This is a genomic window from Streptomyces sp. T12, from assembly GCF_028736035.1.
Classification (GTDB): domain Bacteria; phylum Actinomycetota; class Actinomycetes; order Streptomycetales; family Streptomycetaceae; genus Streptomyces.
Map to the genome: position 1 here is coordinate 8490935 of NZ_CP117866.1, position 17249 is coordinate 8508183.

Annotated in this window: 13 protein-coding genes and 2 pseudogenes; 11 read left to right on the plus strand and 4 right to left on the minus strand. The window is 70.9% G+C overall.

Annotated elements, in window-relative coordinates; all coding sequences use genetic code 11:
- Positions 1 to 24: 24 nt before the first annotated feature.
- The 4 genes and pseudogenes from PBV52_RS38090 to PBV52_RS38105 all read left to right on the plus strand — a co-directional run.
- Positions 25 to 1713, plus strand: coding sequence for a S8 family serine peptidase (locus PBV52_RS38090; protein ID WP_274244948.1), 1689 nt, complete (start codon positions 25 to 27; stop codon positions 1711 to 1713).
- A 73-nt stretch (positions 1714 to 1786) separates the two neighbouring features.
- Positions 1787 to 2431 (plus strand): hypothetical protein, encoded by a 645-nt coding sequence (locus tag PBV52_RS38095; RefSeq protein ID WP_274244950.1) that lies wholly within the window; start codon positions 1787 to 1789, stop codon positions 2429 to 2431.
- Positions 2428 to 4275 (plus strand): DUF3892 domain-containing protein, encoded by a 1848-nt coding sequence (locus PBV52_RS38100; protein ID WP_274244952.1) that lies wholly within the window; start codon positions 2428 to 2430, stop codon positions 4273 to 4275. Before PBV52_RS38095 ends, PBV52_RS38100 begins: the two co-directional genes overlap by 4 nt.
- 217 nt (positions 4276 to 4492) lie before the next feature.
- Positions 4493 to 4878, plus strand: a pseudogene (locus PBV52_RS38105) (transposase); the annotation flags it as partial.
- Positions 4879 to 4990: 112 nt separating this feature from the next.
- On the opposite strand, the gene PBV52_RS38110 reads toward PBV52_RS38105, so the two are convergent.
- Positions 4991 to 5854, minus strand: coding sequence for a phosphotransferase enzyme family protein (locus PBV52_RS38110; protein ID WP_274244954.1), 864 nt, complete (start codon positions 5852 to 5854; stop codon positions 4991 to 4993).
- A gap of 172 nt (positions 5855 to 6026) precedes the next feature.
- On the opposite strand from PBV52_RS38110, the gene PBV52_RS38115 reads away from it, so the two are divergent.
- The 3 genes from PBV52_RS38115 to PBV52_RS38125 are packed head-to-tail and all read left to right on the plus strand — an operon-like array spanning position 6027 to position 9075.
- A complete protein-coding gene (locus PBV52_RS38115; RefSeq protein ID WP_373921960.1) occupies positions 6027 to 6962 on the plus strand; it encodes a carbohydrate ABC transporter permease in 936 nt (311 codons plus the stop codon).
- On the plus strand, positions 6959 to 7792 hold the full coding sequence (locus tag PBV52_RS38120; RefSeq protein WP_274244958.1) for a carbohydrate ABC transporter permease: 834 nt from the start codon (positions 6959 to 6961) through the stop codon (positions 7790 to 7792). Before PBV52_RS38115 ends, PBV52_RS38120 begins: the two co-directional genes overlap by 4 nt.
- Positions 7792 to 9075: an ABC transporter substrate-binding protein gene (locus PBV52_RS38125; RefSeq protein ID WP_274244960.1), complete on the plus strand. Its 1284-nt coding sequence runs from the start codon at positions 7792 to 7794 to the stop codon at positions 9073 to 9075. Before PBV52_RS38120 ends, PBV52_RS38125 begins: the two co-directional genes overlap by 1 nt.
- On the opposite strand, the gene PBV52_RS38130 is transcribed toward PBV52_RS38125, so the two are convergent.
- Positions 9063 to 10415: an MATE family efflux transporter gene (locus tag PBV52_RS38130; protein ID WP_274244962.1), complete on the minus strand. Its 1353-nt coding sequence runs from the start codon at positions 10413 to 10415 to the stop codon at positions 9063 to 9065. The two genes, PBV52_RS38125 and PBV52_RS38130, sit on opposite strands and share 13 nt — an antisense overlap.
- A 100-nt stretch (positions 10416 to 10515) precedes the next feature.
- Between PBV52_RS38130 and PBV52_RS38135 the strand changes: the two are divergent.
- Positions 10516 to 11776: pseudogene (locus PBV52_RS38135) on the plus strand (glycosyltransferase).
- Positions 11777 to 11856: 80 nt separating this feature from the next.
- On the opposite strand, the gene PBV52_RS38140 reads toward PBV52_RS38135, so the two are convergent.
- Positions 11857 to 14124, minus strand: coding sequence for an MMPL family transporter (locus PBV52_RS38140; protein WP_274244963.1), 2268 nt, complete (start codon positions 14122 to 14124; stop codon positions 11857 to 11859).
- Between the two features lie 260 nt (positions 14125 to 14384).
- Between PBV52_RS38140 and PBV52_RS38145 the strand changes: the two genes are divergently transcribed.
- Together PBV52_RS38145 and PBV52_RS38150 are read left to right on the plus strand one after the other, a co-directional pair.
- Complete coding sequence (locus PBV52_RS38145) at positions 14385 to 14933, plus strand: DUF1697 domain-containing protein (protein WP_274244965.1); 549 nt, start codon at positions 14385 to 14387, stop codon at positions 14931 to 14933.
- Positions 14926 to 15300, plus strand: coding sequence for a nuclear transport factor 2 family protein (locus PBV52_RS38150; protein ID WP_274244968.1), 375 nt, complete (start codon positions 14926 to 14928; stop codon positions 15298 to 15300). Before PBV52_RS38145 ends, PBV52_RS38150 begins: the two co-directional genes overlap by 8 nt.
- Here PBV52_RS38150 and PBV52_RS38155 read toward each other — a convergent pair.
- Positions 15281 to 16144, minus strand: a complete 864-nt coding sequence (locus PBV52_RS38155) for a transglutaminase-like domain-containing protein (RefSeq protein WP_274244969.1) — start codon at positions 16142 to 16144, stop codon at positions 15281 to 15283. The two genes, PBV52_RS38150 and PBV52_RS38155, sit on opposite strands and share 20 nt — an antisense overlap.
- Before the next feature lie 70 nt (positions 16145 to 16214).
- On the opposite strand from PBV52_RS38155, the gene PBV52_RS38160 reads away from it, so the two are divergent.
- Positions 16215 to 17237, plus strand: a complete 1023-nt coding sequence (locus PBV52_RS38160; RefSeq protein ID WP_274244971.1) for a ketopantoate reductase family protein — start codon at positions 16215 to 16217, stop codon at positions 17235 to 17237.
- Positions 17238 to 17249 lie beyond the last annotated feature (12 nt).

The window sequence follows — 17249 nt, forward strand, 5'->3', positions numbered from 1 at the left end:
TCCAGTCCGTTTGGGGGGATCAGTATGGTTGCGTATGACGTGTCCGGTGTGTCCGGACGGTGGGGAGAACGCAGCGGAACCAGGCTGCGGCTACTGGTCGAGGTGCCCGAGGCGGGTCGTCGTACGGTCACGGACCTCAGGCAGCACGTCGCCGAACGGCTCGGCGGCGATGCGAACGGTGCGCCGTGGCGCGTCGAGCTCTTGTTCCCTGCCGTGCAGGACCCGGAGTTGGGACGGTTCCTGCAGGTGAGCGGCAGCGCCGTCGCGACGCCGTCATACCCCCTGCAAAAACTCGCCTACGACCTGGCCCGGCGGCTCGACCGCGACGCCCCGTACCGGTCCGAGCCCGACCTGGCGACAGGCGTCTACCGGCTCGCCCCGCCTTCGGGCGGCCGCACGCCCGTCGCCGCGACCACCGTTCGGGCGGCGGACACTTCCGTCCCCTCCTGGGCCCTGGACAACATCCGCGCCCCTGCCGCCTGGCAACTGCCGCCCGGCCCTGGGGGCGCAGCCCGGGGAGCAGGCGTCCGTATCGGGCATCCGGACACCGGATACGTGCTCCATCCGGATCTGGAGGTCGACGCCCTCGACCTGTTCAGTGACCGCGATTTCGTGGACGGCGACCACGACGCGCGGGACCCGCTCGTCAAACGCTGGTGGTTCCCCTTCGACACACCCGGTCACGGCACCCATACCGCGAGCGTGATCGCGAGCCGTGACCGCGGGCAGATGTGCGGCGTGGCCCCTGAGGCGACGCTCGTGCCGATCCGCACCATCACCAGCGTCGTCCAGGTGTTCGACGGTGATGTCGCCAAGGCGGTCCTGCACGCCGTGCAGGCCGGATGCCAGGTCATCTCGCTGAGCCTGGGCGGGCTCGGCTTCAGCGGTCTGCGCACCGCGATCCGGCACGCGGTGTCACGGGGCACGATCGTCGTCGCGGCAGCGGGGCAGCACGTGGGCTTCGTAGTCGCCCCCGCCGTGTATCCGGAGTGCGTGGCCGCCGCGGCGAGCACCGCCGCAGACACACCCTGGAGCGGGTCATCGCACGGTCCCGCGGTCGACATCTGCGCCCCGGGCGAGCACATCTGGGTGGCCGAGGTGGATGCCGGAACGCGACCGCCGACCTTCCGCGTGAGCAACAAGGACCACGACGGCACCTCGTACGCAGCCGCTCACCTGGCGGGTGTGGCCGCCCTGTGGGTCGCGCACCACGGGCACTCCGCGCTGACGGCGCGATACGGGGCCGGTCTCGTCCAGAGCGTGTTCCTGCACCTGCTCGCCACGGCGGGCCGGCGCCGGCCCGGCGGCTGGGACACCGGCGCATGGGGCGCCGGCATCATCGATGCCGAAGCCCTCCTGAGCGCGCCCCTGCCCGCCACCGCGCCGACCGTGCGGCGTTTCACGCTGGATGCCGATCTGCCCGAGGGGATGGGGCCGCTGGCCCTCATCCTGCCCGAGCTCGGGCCCGACGAGATCGAGGAACGGCTCGCCGGACTCACGCGGCGAAGCCGGTCGGCCCAACCGGTCACCTGCACCGCCCACGGAACCGAACTCGCCCGTCTGCTGGGCGAGAACCCGACCTTGCGTTCCCGCTTCGTCGAGGAGAAGCCCGACGCCGCTGCCGGACTGCTGCTGCACGAGATCGGCTGGGCCGGTTCATGGTCCCTGGTCGACGCGGTGGGATGCGCCGGCGGACCCGGCCGCTGGGCGTAGCACTCGGCAAAGCCCCGAACACGGCGCCGCCACGCCGTGCCTCCCGCTGTCCCCGTCACCAAGGAGGGCCCCCATGGCTCCGACGGAACGGGCCCCAGTGCCCGACCCTGCTCAGCCCGACCCGCAGACGCCGTCCCCGTCCGACGCGCAGGCGCTCGCACGCCTCCTGCGCGAACAGGCCCCGGATCTCACGCTCCGGCTGACCGACGCACCGGTGCCCGACGCACTCGACGCCGCGACCTTGCGCGCCGCGCTGAGCGAGCTCGGTCTGCCCTGCGACCACGTCACCGACGCGACGTTGGCGCAGATCCGCGACCGGGCCCCCGATGTCGTACAACGCCTCGCGCTCGACCCGTCGCTCGCTCGGCGCTTCGACCTCGACGCCCGGGCCGTCGCCTCCGAACTTGACCTACCCCGGCCGCCGGGCCGTGCGCAAGGACCCCGGGTCACCGCGGCCCGCACCCGGTACGAGGGCCGGGGCGATGCGGCCGAGGCAGCCGCGCTCCTCGACTCCGCCGTGCTGCGTACGCTCGACGGCTCCGCGTTCGCGGGCGCCTGGCAGGCCGATCCGGTCGCGGCGCTGATCGTGCACGCGGCGGGCACGTCGCCCGGAGTGCTCTCGCTCGCCATCCGCTCCCTCCTCGGCGCAGGTGGCACACCCGCCACCCGCGGTGGCGACTCGACTGCGAACAACTCTCCCACGGAGACAGTGCGATGACCTTCGACGTGCACGGCGGTTACGACCAGTGCGTGTTCCTGGACCAGGCCCTGGCCTCGATGCTTGCGGGGGCGTCCTTCGGCCTGGACGCGTTCCCTCCCCGGCAGATCGACAAGGAACAGGTACGCGGCACCGTCACCCTCACCCCCGCCTTCCGCTACCTGTACTTCACCACCGAGCCCGAGGCACCGTTGCGCCCGTGGGCTGCCGCCGGTGCGCCCTTGGAGCAACGGGCCCGCCCCTGGCCGCTCGAGGATCGCGCCGAGACGGACACCGTGACCCTGGTCGTCGAATTGGCCGCGAGCATTCAGCTGACGGCCTATCGGATCGGCGCCGACTGGGTCGACCTGCAGAGCCGCTTCGACGCGGAGCCCGACCCCGGCGCACGACAGCGGCTGATGGACCGCTGGTGCATCCCGCTGCGCGGGTACCTGCGGATCACGGACCGGATCGAACCTCGCCGCCTGATCGTCAGGACCGAGCGCGACGACCCGTCCGTCACCAAGGAAGCCTGGTGCGCGGTGATCGACTTCCGGCCGGAGGCACGGCGCGGCCATCCGCTCGTCCGCGTATGGCTCGACCGGTACTTCACGTTCCGCGACGTCACCGAGGCGACCGCCGCGATCCGTCTCATGGACCCGGAACTCGCCAACCTCACCGCCCAGCTTGCCGCGGAAGTCCTGCCGAGCCTCGCGGATCTCACCGACTGGCGGATGCCGGAACCCGGACTCGTTCCGCTCTCCGTGACTCCGCTCGAAGGCAAAGCCGCCGACCCCAAGAACCTGGTCGTGCGCACCCAGGCGCAGCCCTCGATGAGTTTCCGCACCAGCCACCTGTGTCTGCTCAACCGCATCAGCGGCACCGAAGGCAACCCGGAGTTCGCCGGACGGGCCCTGACCGTGGCCCCCGGCGACCTGCAGATCGCCGTCGCACACCGCTACTTGCTGCAGGACCAGATCGTCGGCGCGCTCGGCGGCGCCAACATCGAGGGCCTGACCGCCAAGAGCTTCACCGAGGACTTTCCGCTGCGCCTGCTCAGCCCGGTGAAACTGCGGCCGATCAAGGGGGCCACCCCCGTCATCGAGCGCATGGCGGTGTACGTCGACGACAGCGCGACCGTGCGCATCTCGCTGGCACTGGACGTGAGCCATGCGCTCTTCGGGGCGTCGGCGACGGCCGACGTGGCGCTCACCTTCGACCCGACCACGACCACGAGCAAAGGCACCCCGGTGCTCCGCCTCGCCACGGCCGTCACGGCGGACGTCAACGTGTACCGCGTGGACGTCGCCTGGTGGGTGAAGGTGCTGGGCGGGGGCGCTGTGATCACCGGTGTGCTCGACCTGGTGTTGCGGAAGGTCTTCCGCGACCAGTTACTGGGCGGCCTCACGAACGCCCTCACCGCCCCGCAGGAGCCCACCGAGGTCGCCATCCCGGGAGGCGTCGACTTCACCGTCGCCGGGTTCTCGCTCAACCAGTCGGCCGCGGAGGAGGACCCGGCGGTCGACGACCTGCCTGCCACCCGACGGCACGACCTGGTGATCACGCTCTCCGCGGTCCGTCTGCCTGGGACGCTGGACATCGCGTGCACCAAGAAGGACTCCGCTGATCCCGGGACCCGACTGGACGCCGTGGGAGGGCTGTTGCCCAACGGTCGGCCGTGGGCGATGAGCATCGACGAGGCGGTCGCCGCGGCCAGGTCCGGAACCGTCTTCACGTCGGTGGCCCCGGGCGGCTCACGGGCAGCCGTCCGGATCGTCCAGCCCGCGGGCCGCCCGGCCTTCCTGCAGACCGTCGCGGACGCGAACCCCGCCAACAACCTGTTCGCTCTGCCGGACTGCCCCTGACCACCGTGCTGCTGCCCGCTGCCCTGCGCTCCCGCAGGGCAGCGGACCGGGGGCGGAACGCCATCGGTGCCCGGCCGGCGAGGCGGATGGTGTGGCGTCTGGGGCGAGCAGCGACCTACGCCTGTCTCATTCCAGGACGCCCGGATCTGTCCCGTGCTCCCGCGAGGCAGAACACACACGCCTGGGCGCACGCCCCCGATCGGCGGTATGCCAGGTCATGACCGACCGTCGTGCGTATCCGAGTGATCTGTCCGATGCCCGCTGGGAGTTGACCGAGCCGGTGCTGTCCGCCTGGCGCTTCGAGCGCCGCGGCCGGGCCCTGGACTTCGGCCGGCCGCCCCAGCACGACCTGCGCGAGATCATGAACGCGATCCTCTACGTGGACCGCACCGGTTGGGCCGCAAGCGCAGCATCATCACCCACACCCTCGGCCTGCTGCTGGCGGTGCTGGTCACCGCGGCCGGCGTCCAGGACTCCACCGCCGGCCGACCCCTCCTGGAGCAGGCCGCCACCGACCACCCCACCCTGCGCAAGGTCTGGGCCGACGGCGGCTACCGCAAGCACTTCGTCGAGCACGCCGCCGCCCTCGGCATCGACCTCGACGACCTCTGAGGGGCGCGGGGCCGTATCGATGTGCGGCTCCGCCGCGTGGGCGCGACCAGCTACGCATCACCCGCACTCGCCGTGCTACGCGCAGTCCCCAGTCCCTTGGCGATCAGAACGAATACCACCGCACCGACTCGTCCCCCTCCCGCAGAGACGCCACCCGCCGCTCGAACTCCGCCAACGCCTTCGGATTGCTCGGCGCATGCTGAGCCACCCACGCACAACTGGCGGTCTCCCGAGCCCCCCGCAGCACCGAGCAGCCCTCCCACTCCCGTACATCCCAGCCGTACGCCGCCACGAACGAGTCGTAAGCCGCCGCAGCCAGCCCGTACCGGTCCCGGGACAGGGCCATGACTACCAGGTCGTGCTCCCGCAGGTCCGCGGAGAAGGTCTCCAGGTCGACAAGCACAGGGCCGTCGGGCCCCACGTGGACGTTCCGAGGAAGCGCGTCCCCGTGAATGGGCCCCGGCGTCAACCGGGGTGTCAGCCCCGCCGCAGCCGCGGCGAACCCGTCCCGCCGCTCCCGCAGATACGCCGCGTCGGCCGGATCGATCGCATCGCCCGCCAGCCGCAGCCACCGCTCCACGCCACCCAGCAACTCACGGGGCGGCAGCTCGAAGGAAGGCGCCGGCAACGCGTGCACGACACGTAGCAGTTCGGCCAAATCCCGTGGCTCTGCGGGCCGTACCGGATCGGGCAGCCGGTGCCACACGGTCACCGGGTGCCCCTCCACCAGCAGCGCCTTGGGCTCGGCGGCGCGCACCGCCGGCACGTCCGCCTCGGCCAGCCACAGCGCGATGTCCAGTTCGCGCCCCGCCCGGTCCAGGAGTTCGGCGTCGCGGCCCACCTTGACGACCAGGTCACCGGCCGCGAACACCGCGTTCTCGCCCAGGGCGAGCAGTCGCGCGTCCCGCGCCGGGACGGGCACCACCCCCGCCGCGGCCAGTACGTCCCGCGCCCGTGCCTCGTCCATCGCTCGCCTCCGTGTGGTCCTGCGCCTCCATGAACGGCGTCGGATTCCCGCCATCCACCGCTCAGTCTCGCATTCGCACAGGTCGGACCGCGTGCGAGCTGTCTTGACGGGGCAGAGCGCCTTCACGACCATGACGGGGCCCATCCCGAGCGGCGCAAAAGGGGCTGATTCCGTGACAACGGCGACGGAGGCGGAGAGGCCGGTGAGAGGCGCGCCGGGCGGCATGAGGAAGCGGCGAGTGACGGATCACGGCGCCTGGTTCCTCGTACTCCCCGCGCTGATCCCCATCCTGATCCTGAGCGTCGGTCCGCTGCTCTACGGCATCCTGCTGTCCTTCACCGACGCCCAGTCCGGACGGACCCAGCCCACCCAGTGGATCGGCGGTCTCAACTTCCGGGATCTGCTGCACGACACGCTGTTCTGGGAGTCGTTCCGGATCGGCCTGGTGTGGGCCGTCGGTGTCACGGTGCCGCAGTTCCTGCTGGCCCTCGGCCTCGCCCTCCTCCTCAACCAGGACCTGCGCCTGCGCTGGCTGGCCCGCGCCCTCGCGATCGTCCCGTGGGCGATGCCCGAGGTCGTCGTCGGCGTCATGTGGCGGCTGGTCTACAACCCCGACGCGGGCATCCTCAACGAGACGCTCCGCGACCTGGGCCTCGGCGACGGCCGCGACTGGCTCAGCGGGCTCGGCACCGCCCTGCCCGCCGTGATCGTCGTGGGCATCTGGGCGGGCATGCCGACCACGACGGTCGCTCTGCTCGCCGGTCTGCAGAACACGCCGCGCGAACTGCACGAGGCGGCGGCCGTGGACGGCGCCGGCGCCTGGCGCCGCTTCCGCACGGTCACCTGGCCCGCCCTCAGGCCCGTCGCCCTGTCCATCACGGCACTCAACCTGATCTGGAACTTCAACTCCTTCGCCCTGGTCTACGTGCTCACCAGCGGCGGCCCCGGCGGCCGAACCCGCCTGCCCATGCTCTTCGCCTACGAAGAGGCCTTCCGCTACGGACAGTTCGGCTACGCGGCGGCGATGGGATGCGTGATGGTCGCGGTGATCTCGATACTCCTCGCCCTGTTCCTGGTGGGCCGGCTCAGGGGAGGTGACCACGCATGAGGACCAGCCGAACCGGCCGCGCCGGGCAGTACGTCGCCCTGCTCGCCTACCTCGTCTTCCTCGCCTTCCCCTTCCTCTGGCTGATCTCCACCGCCTTCAAGCCGCCGCGCGAGCTGGGCAGCCTGCACCCCACCTGGATCCCGAAGAACCCCACCCTCGCCAACTTCCGCCAGGCCTTCGACGAACAGCCCCTGCTGGACGCCGCCCTCAACTCCCTGATCGCCGCGCTCGGCGCCGCCCTGATCGCCGTACTGCTCGCGACCCCGATGGCCTACGTCATGGCCCGCCGCCGCACCCCGCTCGCGCGCGCGGCGACCGGCTGGGTGGTCGTCAGCCAGGCGTTCCCGCTCGTGCTGGTGATCATCCCGCTGTTCCTGGTGCTGAAGAGCCTGCGGTTGATCAACTCGGTGCCGGGGCTGGTCATGGTGTATGTGGTATGGGCGCTGCCGTTCGCGCTGTGGATGCTCGTCGGGTACGTCCGCGCGGTGCCGCCCGAGCTGGAGGAGGCGGCCGCGGTCGACGGGGCCGGGCGGCTGCGGACGCTGGTGTCGGTGACCGCGCCGCTGCTGGCGCCGGGGATCGTGGCGACGGGGCTGTTCGCGTTCGTCACGGCGTGGAACGAGTTCTTCTTCGCGCTGGTGCTGCTGAAGACCCCGGAGAAGCAGACCCTGCCGGTCGTCCTCACCCACTTCATCGGCGCGGAGGGCGTCGCCGACCTCGGCCCGCTCGCGGCGGCCGCCTTCCTGGCGACCCTGCCCTCGCTGCTCGTCTTCGCGGTCATCCAACGCCGCATCACGGGCGGCATGCTCGCCGGGGCGGTGAAGAACTGATGCGCGTGAAAGTGCTGTTGCCCCTGGTCGTCCTGGCTCTGCTGCTCGCCGGGTGCAGCGGCGACGACCGGGGCCGTTCCGACGGCCGTGTCACCCTGCGCTTCCAGTCCCTGGCCTGGCAGGAGGAGTCCGTCGCGGCCAACAAGGAGCTGGTGAAGGAGTGGAACGCCTCTCATCCTGACGTCAAGGTCGAGTACGTACAGGGGAGTTGGGACAGCGTCCACGACCAGCTCCTGACCTCCTTCGAGGGTGGTGAGGCGCCCGACATCATCCACGACGCCTCGGACGACCTCGCGGACTTCGCGTACGGCGGCTACCTCGCCGATCTCACCGACCTGCTGCCCGAGCGGCTCAAGTCCGACATCCCGCAGCGCAGTTGGGACACGACCACTTTCGGTGACGGGATCTACGGCGTCCCCTTCCTCCAGGAGCCGCGCGTCCTCATCGCCAACGCCAAGTGGCTGAAGGAGTCCGGCGTACGGATCCCCACTCCCCAACGCCCCTGGAGCTGGCGGGAGTTCCGGCGCATCACGGAACAGCTCAGCGGCGACGGCAAGTACGGGGTCGCCTGGCCGCTGAAGGAGCCCGTCTCCGCCACGCTCAACCTGTCGCTGTCGGCGGGCGGACAGCTCTTCCACCGGGGCGCGGACGGCAAGGTCACCATCCGGTTCGACAAGGCGGACGAGGTCGTGCCCCGCACGATTCACGACCAGGCCGACACCGACCACAGCGCCTCGCCCACCACCCTCGGCAGCGGCGGCTCGGACACCCTGCCCGGCTTCTTCGGCGGCAGGTACGCGATGGTGCCGCTCGGCTTCTCGTACCGTCAGCAGATCGTGCAGCAGGCACCGAAGGGCTTCCAGTGGCAGGTGCTGCCCGCGCCGGCCGGCGCCGACGGGCTCACCCAGGGCGTCAGCCCGCAGACTCTGTCCATCGCCGAGGACAGCCCGCACAAGAAGGAGGCCGCCGAGTTCATCGACTTCCTGCTCCGGCCCCGGAACATGGTCCGGCTCGCCCTCGGCGACTGGATGCTGCCCACCGGCACCCAGGCGCTGAAGGACCCCGCCCTGCACACCGCGAAGGACGGCTGGGCGACCGGGACCGCCCTCGCCGCGCACCTGCGTTCGGCACCCGCGCAGTCGGTGCGCGGCTACCCGGAGTGGAAGGACAAGGTCGCCACCCCCGCGTTCCAGGAGTACTACAGCGGCGCCATCGGCCTCGGTGAACTGCGCGAACGCCTTGCGGAGGACGGCAACTTGGTGCTCGCCCGCTACCAGCGCTGAGCTGGGAATGTGCTGTGCCGGTGGAAGGAGTAGGCCTTGCTGACTGCCTGGAGGAAGTTGGCAAGGGCGAGAGCAGTCCACAGCGCGGCAAGGCCCCCCGCTGCGGCGACTGGGGCGGCGACGGCGGCCAGGGCTCCGTAGCAGATGAGGGTCGATACGAAACTCGGCACCGTGCGCTTGAGGCCGATGAGGCCGAACCCGACGACCGCCTGCAGCGCGTCGGTGACGACCACGGCCAGCACCAGCGGCAGAAGCTCCGTGATCTGCGGCCGCACGACGGCATCCTTGGTGAAGGGCGCAACGACCCACGGACTGAGGACGATCACTGCTGTCGCGATGAGGCCCACAGCGGCCAGTGCCAGCCATGTCCCTGTCCGAACGCAGCGTCGGATGCTCGCGCTGTCGTACTTCTCCGCGTACTCGGAGACCAGTGGGATGGTGGCCTGGCCGACCGCCACCGCCGCCGTGAAGATGAGGTTCACCAGCGAGATCCCGACGCTGTGCACCGCGGCGCTGTCCGTCCCGATCCGGGCGGCGGCGAAGGTCAGTACACCCAGGACGGCAAACTTGACGAGCACCGTGCCGGCGAGCGGAATCCCCACGGCGCCCAGCTTCCGGACCTGCTTCACATCCGGCCTGCCGGGATACAGGGAGCGGCTGGTTGGCGGCGTGGAGCGGCGGAGGGTCACCTGGTTGACGCAGGCGCTGATGACGCTGGAGGCGAGTATGGCGATGCCTGCCCCGGTCAGGCCGTAACTCGGCAGTGGGCCGGGACCACCCACGAGGAGGACGGACAGGGCTGCGGATGCGGCCGTGCCGAGCAGTCCGGCCCGCATCACTGGCCTTGAGTGGCCCAATGCGACCAGGACGGACGTGGCTGACTGGCCTACCGCGATGGCGAGAACGCTGCCGGCCAGCAGGAAGGGGAAGATCCCCAGCTGGTCGAGAGCGGTGCGGGGAACCCCGGTCGCTCGGCCGATCACAGGAACGGATGCGACCGCCGCCGCGGCGATGGCGCCGACGGTGATCGCGAGCCACATCGCGCTGTGCACCACGGCCAGGAGACGGTCAGGATCCTCCTTGCGCGGCGTGACGAACGGCATCACACCGCGGAGCGCGCCCGCCACCGTGGCGGTAGCGGGGCTGAACACGGCCAGGGTGACGGCGAAGGCCGCGAGCGTGGCGGTCGAGTGGTTGCCGAGCAGCGCGGTGTCGACCAGAGCGCCGGCTGAGGCGGCGATCATCGTCAGGTACAGCGGGAGCGCTGCCCCCGCTATCGCGGTCCACGTACTGTGCCCGGCCCGTGCAGTCCCGTTGTTGATCACGGGTTCGATCGTCACACTGCGGGAGCCGACAGGGCAGCGGAAGCTGCGAACACCTTGGACGGATCCCCGGGTCCGGCGAACGTAGCGGCAGGGGAGTCCCGTGGGGCGCACAATCATGTTGTACGAGACGTCTCGTCTCGATTACGGTGGGGCCCATGACCAGTCGCCCCGCCCACATCGCCATGTTCTCCATCACCGCCCACGGCCACGTGAACCCCAGCCTCGAAGTGATCCGCGAGCTCGTGACGCGCGGGCACCGGGTCACGTACGCGATTCCGCCCCTGTTCGCCGAGAAGGTCGCCGAAACCGGTGCCGAGCCGAAGCTCTGGAACTCCACGCTGCCCGGACCCGACGACGACCCGGCGGCGTGGGGCACCACCCTCCTGGACAACGTGGAGCCTTTCCTGGCGGACGCGATCCAGGCCCTGCCGCAGCTGATCGAGGCCTACGACGGCGACGAACCCGACCTCGTGCTGCACGACATCACCGCCTACCCGGCCCGCGTCCTGGCCCACCGCTGGGGCGTCCCCGCGATCTCCCTGTCGCCGAACCTCGTCGCCTGGAGGGGCTACGAGGAGGAGGTCGCCGAGCCGATGTGGGCCGAGCCGAAGGAGACCGAGCGCGGCCGGGCCTACTACGCCCGCTTCCACGCCTGGCTGGAGGAGAACGGCATCACCCTGCACCCGGATGCGTTCGCGGGCCGCCCCGACCGCTCCCTCGTGCTGATCCCGAAGGCACTGCAGCCGAACGCCGACCGGGTCGACGAGAGCGTGTACACCTTCGTCGGCGCCTGCCAGGGCGACCGTTGCGCACAGGGGGACTGGCAGCGGCCCGCCGATGCCGAGAAGGTCGCCCTCGTGTCGCTGGGGTCCTCCTTCACCAAGCAGCCGGCGTTCTACCGGGAGTGCGTCAAGGCCTTCGGCGACCTGCCGGGCTGGCACCTGGTGCTGCAGGTCGGCCGGCATGTCGACCCGGGCGAGCTGGGGGACGTACCCGAGAGCGTGGAAGTGCGTTCCTGGGTACCGCAGTTGGCGATCCTCAAGCAGGCCGACCTGTTCGTCACCCACGCCGGGGCGGGCGGCAGTCAGGAGGGCCTGGCCACCGCCACGCCGATGATCGCCGTACCCCAGGCCGTGGACCAGTTCGGCAACGCGGACATGCTCCAGGGGCTCGGCGTCGCCCGCCACATCCCCACGGAGGAGGCCACCGCCGAGACCCTGCGCACGGCTGCCCTCGCCCTCGTCGACGACCCCGAGGTCGCCCGGCGCCTGAAGGACATCCAGGCGCAGATGGCCCAGGAGGGCGGCACCATGCGGGCCGCCGACCTGATCGAGGCCGAGCTGGCCGCCGTACGCGACGCGCGAGAGCAGGCGTAGGGACCACCGGGGAACGCGAGAAAGAGCAGGGCCCGTTGACTCCCCTGTGGTCAACGGGCCCTGCTGGTCGGGAGGGTGGGTCAGACGGGCACCCGCTCGCCCTCGTCGTCCCGGGCCGCGCTCCGCGTCACGGCCTCGGGCGCCTCGTCGTGCGTCAGGTCCGGCAGCCGGTTCAGCCACTTCGGCAGATACCAGTTGCGCTCGCCGAGCAGTGCCATCACCGCCGGGAGCAGCACACCCCGGATGATCGTCGCGTCGATGAGGACCGCGGCCGCGAGACCGACGCCCATCTGCTTCATGGACTGCATGGACAGCGTGCCGAAGATCGCGAACACGGCGACCATGATGACCGCGGCGCTGGTGACGACCCCGGCCGTGGTGACCACGCCGTGCTGGATCGCGTCCTTCGTCGTACGGCCGCGCAGGCGCGCCTCACGGATCCGCGAGACCACGAACACGTGGTAGTCCATCGACAGGCCGAACAGGATCACGAACAGGAACAGCGGCAGCCAGGTGATGATGGCGCCGACGCCCTCCGCGCCCACCAGGGACGCACCCCAGCCGTGCTGGAAGACGGCGACGAGGATGCCGTACGCCGCGCCCACCGACAGCAGGTTCAGCACGATCGAGGTGATCGCGACCGTCAGCGAGCGGAACGACAGCAGCATCAGGCCGAAGGCGAAGACCACGACGAAGGCGAAGACCGGGACGACCGCTCCGGCCAGCTGGTCGTTGAAGTCCTTCGAACCGGCGACCTGTCCGGTGATCGGTGCCTCGACGCCGTCGACCTTGCCGAGCGTGGCCGGACGTACGTCGTCGCGCAGCTTGTCCAGGCTCGCGCCCGCCTTGTCGAGGTCGGAGCCGCCGACCAGCGGGACGTACACGAAGGCGATGTTCTTGGCGTCGTGCAGCTTGATCTCCACCGGGCCGCGCGAGGCACCCGAACTGATCGCCCGCTCACGGAAGTCGGCGAGCGCGGACTTCACCTCGGGGGCGTTGATGTCGTCCGCCCTGACGACCACCTCGGCCGGCTCGGAGCCGCCCGGGAAGGCCTCGTTGAGCCGGTTGTACGTCTGCACGATGGGCAGCGAGTCGCCGAACTCCTTGTCCAGGGTGAGCTGCTGGGTCTTCATACCGAGCGCGGGAGCCGCGATGGCGAGCAGCGCACCGGCCGCGACGACGACCGAGATGACCGGCCGGGCCAGCACGCCCTTCAGTACGGCCGTCCAGAACCGGCTCTCGCGGTTGCCCCGCCCGCGGTTGCGACGCAGGCGGCTCTGCGGGTGCAGGAAGGGGATCTTGCCCTTCTCGACCCGCTCGCCCAGCAGCGACAGCAGTGCGGGCAGGACCGTGACCGATCCGACCATGGCGACCGCCACGACCATCAGCGAGGCCAGGCCCATCGCCTCGAACTCGGCGAGCCCGGTGAACAGCATGCCCGCCATCGCCACGCACACCGTGACACCGGAGACGATGATCGCGCGGCCACTGGTGGCGGCGGCGACCCTCAGGGCGGTCTGCGCGTCCCGGCCGGCCTCGCGCTCCTCGCGCTCACGGCGCAGGTAGAACAGGCAGTAGTCGACACCGACGGCCAGGCCGACCAGCAGCATCACGGAGTTCGCGGTGTCGCTCATCGGCATCACATGGCTGACGATGCCCATCAGGCCCATCGTCGCCATGATCGCGGTGACCGCCAGCAGCACCGGCAGCAGCGCCGCCACCAGCGCGCCGAAGGCGATGAGCAGAATGCCGAGGGCCACCGGCACCGCGGAGTACTCGGCCTTCTGGAAGTCGTCCCCGAACGCGTCGTCGAACGTCTTCATCATGCTCGCGCCGCCGATCTCCTCGATCCGCAGCGACTCGTGGTCCTTCTGGACGTCCTCCACGGCCTTCAGCACCGGCTCCACGCGCTCGCCCGCGGTGTCCGACTCGCCGCGCATGTCGAACTGCACCAGCGCGCTGCGGCCGTCCTTGGAGATCGTCTGCGTGTCGTACGGCGACGTCACGTCCGTGACCTTGCCGGTGCCCTCGACGGCCTTCACGACCGCGGTGACCGCCGACCTGAACTCGGCGTCCGTGGCCTTGAGGCTGCCGTCCTTCCCCTGGATCAGGACGGTCTCACTGGCCGGCTCCTCGATCCCCGCGTCCTCGATGATCTTGGCTGCGGTGTGCGTCTCGCCCTTCAGTTGGTCGCTGTCCTTGACGTCGACCCGGCCCGCCGCCGAACCGAGCCCCATCGCCAGGACGACGAACAGCACCCAGATACCGACGGCAGCCCATCGATGGCGAGCGCTCCAGCCGCCGGCGCGGGCGGCGAGTCCCCGCACGCGTGTGTCTCCGTTCCCCATGACGGGCTTGCCCCCTTGATTGCGGTGGCGGCCCCCTGCCGCCCCCTTTCGTTTCGAAGGTATGGGCCGGATAAAGCCATCTCGTCGTGCTGCCCGGTGAAGTGACGCGGCCGGAACTCATCCCCTCGGCCACCGGGCTCTCCCCACTGGGGAGGATGAGGGCCCCTTACATCTATCCGGCGGTGTCGGGGAGGCGGCTCGGGGATGTGGATGAGCGTGACGGACCCGCCGGTGTCAGCGGCGCGTCTTAAGGTGACCGGATGACGACGACGTATGCGGCGCTGCTGCGCGGGATCAACGTGGGCGGCAGCAGAAAAGTCCCGATGGCCGACCTGCGCACCCTGATGACCGGCCTCGGTCACGACGGCGTACGCACCTACCTGCAGAGCGGGCAGGCGGTGTTCACCGCCGGTCACGGCGACGAGGAGTCCCTGGCCGCGGAGCTCGCGTCGGCGATCGAGAAGCACTTCGGCTTCGCCGTGGACGTGATCGTGCGCGACCACGCCTATCTCAAGGCCATCGCCGACAACTGCCCGTTCCCCGCAGCCGAGTTGGAGCCCAAGCAGCTCCATGTCACCTACTTTTCCGCCCCGGTCGACGCCGAGCGCTTCGCTGAGATCGATCAGGCCGCCTACCTCCCGGAGGAGTTCCGGCTCGGCGACCGGGCGCTGTACCTGTACGCCCCGAACGGCCTCGGGCGCTCCAAGCTCGGCGAAATCCTGTCGCGGCCCCGGCTCAACAAGGGTTTGATCGCCACCAGCCGTAACTGGAACACCGTCGTCAAACTCGTGGAGATGACCAGTGACTGAGCACGATTCCGCCGTGAAGGCCGCCATCGAGGGCGAGTTGAGGCTGCTCGACCCCGAAGTCCGCCGCTCGCCGGAACTGCTCGGGTCGCTGCTGCACCCCGAGTTCCACGAGTTCGGTTCGTCGGGACGGCGCTGGGACTGGGAGTCGACCGTGTCCCGCCTTCCCGTGGACACCGATCCGGCGGACCGGTACGTCGTCACCTCCGAGATCCGGGGTGTCCGGCTGGCCCCTGACCTCGTCCACCTCACCTTCGACACGGAGTACAACGGCAGGCACGCACACCGCAGTTCGCTGTGGCGGCGGACGGGCGACGGGTGGCAGATGTACTTCCATCAAGGGACGCCGTTCAGCGCTGAGGAAGAGTGACCCTGCGCAGGCCGAAGCCGGGCGACTTGGAGAGGATCTCGCGGGGCGGGGTCAGCCGTGGGTCCGTGTACAGGCGCCGCACGTCCTCGTCGGTGTGCGCGGCGGCCACGGCGTCCAGGAGGGCGAGGTCGTCGGCCGGGAGCGGCTCGTCGCCGAACCCCGCCAGGGGCTGCCAGCCGTCCCAGGGCAGCGTCTCGACGCCGTTCCGGCAGGCCAGGTCGAGGACGAGGCTGCCCCGGACGAACCACATCCCGCGCAGGCTCTCGACGGACCAGAACCCGAACGTCTCCGGGTCCGCCTTCCCGGCCCGGCACGCCCGCCAGGCCTCGCCCGCCACGAGGAACCGGTCGCGCGGCACGTCCGGCGGGTCGAAGCCCAGGTCGCCGTAGGCCGGATGCAGGACCTGCGGGTCGACCAGCCGCCAACTCCCGTCCGGCAGACGGTACTCGGTGATCCAGTGGTCCTCGTGGAAGCCGTCGACGAAGTAGGTGCCGAAGCCGCCGCGGACCCGGGCGGGCGTGCCCGTGGCCCGCAGCAGCGACACGTGCAGCAGCGCGAAGTCCCGGCAGGTGCCCACGAACCGCTCCTCCGGCTCGCGCGCCTCGGTCAGCGGTGCGTCCCGGCGCTCACCCAGGATCCGCAGGATCTCGGTGACATAGCGGGACTCGGCGTCCTCGCGCAGCCGTTGCTCGGGGATGGCGTACCCCAGGCGCTGCCCGTCCCCCTGATGGATGATCACATCCCGTACGAGGTGGGCAAGTTGGTTTGGATCACTCGGCAGCCCGCTGACGTCCAGGTCTCCCGGATCGCTGTACGGCGTCTGCTTCAGGTAGAAGTCCTCCATGCCGCGGAACCCTGGAGCCTGCCCCAGGGGCAAGGTCAACCCGGCGGAACAGCTGTGCGAGGCTCGTCCCATGCGCTACATCATCATCGGGGCAGGAGCGGTCGGCGGCGTCATCGGCGGACGGCTCGCGGGCTCGGGGCACGAGGTCGTTCTGGTCGCGCGGGGTGCGCACTTCGAGTCCCTACGGGACCACGGACTGCGGCTCAGGGTGCCGGAGGGCGAGCTGACGCACCGGCTGCCGGTCGTGGACGGGCCGGCCGCGCTCGGCGAACTCCGCCCCGACGACGTCCTCGTCCTCGCAGTCAAGACGCAGGACAGCACCGCCGCGCTGCAGACGTGGGGCCCGGTTCCGGTCACGGGCGGCGGTACGGCGGCCGAGCGGTTGCCGCTGGTCTGCGCCCAGAACGGCGTCGAGAGCCAGCGCCTCGCCCTGCGGCTCTTCCGACGGGTGTACGGCGTCTGCGTCTGGCTGCCGTCGACGTACGTCGAACCCGGCGTCGTCTCCGCCGCCGGCAGCCCCCTCACCGGCATCCTGCACCTCGGCCGCCACCCGCACGGCACCGACGAGACCGCCCGCCTCATCGCCGCCGACCTGGAGAAGTCGCACTTCGAGGCGCCGGTGGTGCCGGACGTGGCGCGCTGGCAGTACGCCAAACTGCTGGGCAACCTGGGCAACTCCCTGGAGGCGGTGACCGGGCCCGTCGACAGTGCGCAGGCCGCGGCGCTGTTCGGGCGCGTGCGGGCCGAGGGCGCGGCCGTGCTCGACGCCGCCGGGATCGCGTACGCGAGCGCCGAGGAGCAGCAGGCCGTACGGGGCGACAAGGTCACCCTCGTGCCCCTCGACGGCGCCCCGCGCGGCGGCGGCTCCTCCTGGCAGTCCCTCACCCGTGGCACCGGCACCATCGAGGCCGACTACCTCAACGGCGAGATCGTCCTCCTCGGCCGCCTGCACGGCGTCCCGACCCCGCTGAACGAGCTCCTGCAGCGCCTGGCCAACACCTTCGCGCGAGAGCGGCGGGCGCCGGGCTCGATGCCGGTGGCGGAGCTGGTGCGGCTGGCGGACGAAGCGGGCGGACCTGGGGACACTGCGTAAGAGCGGTCCTGC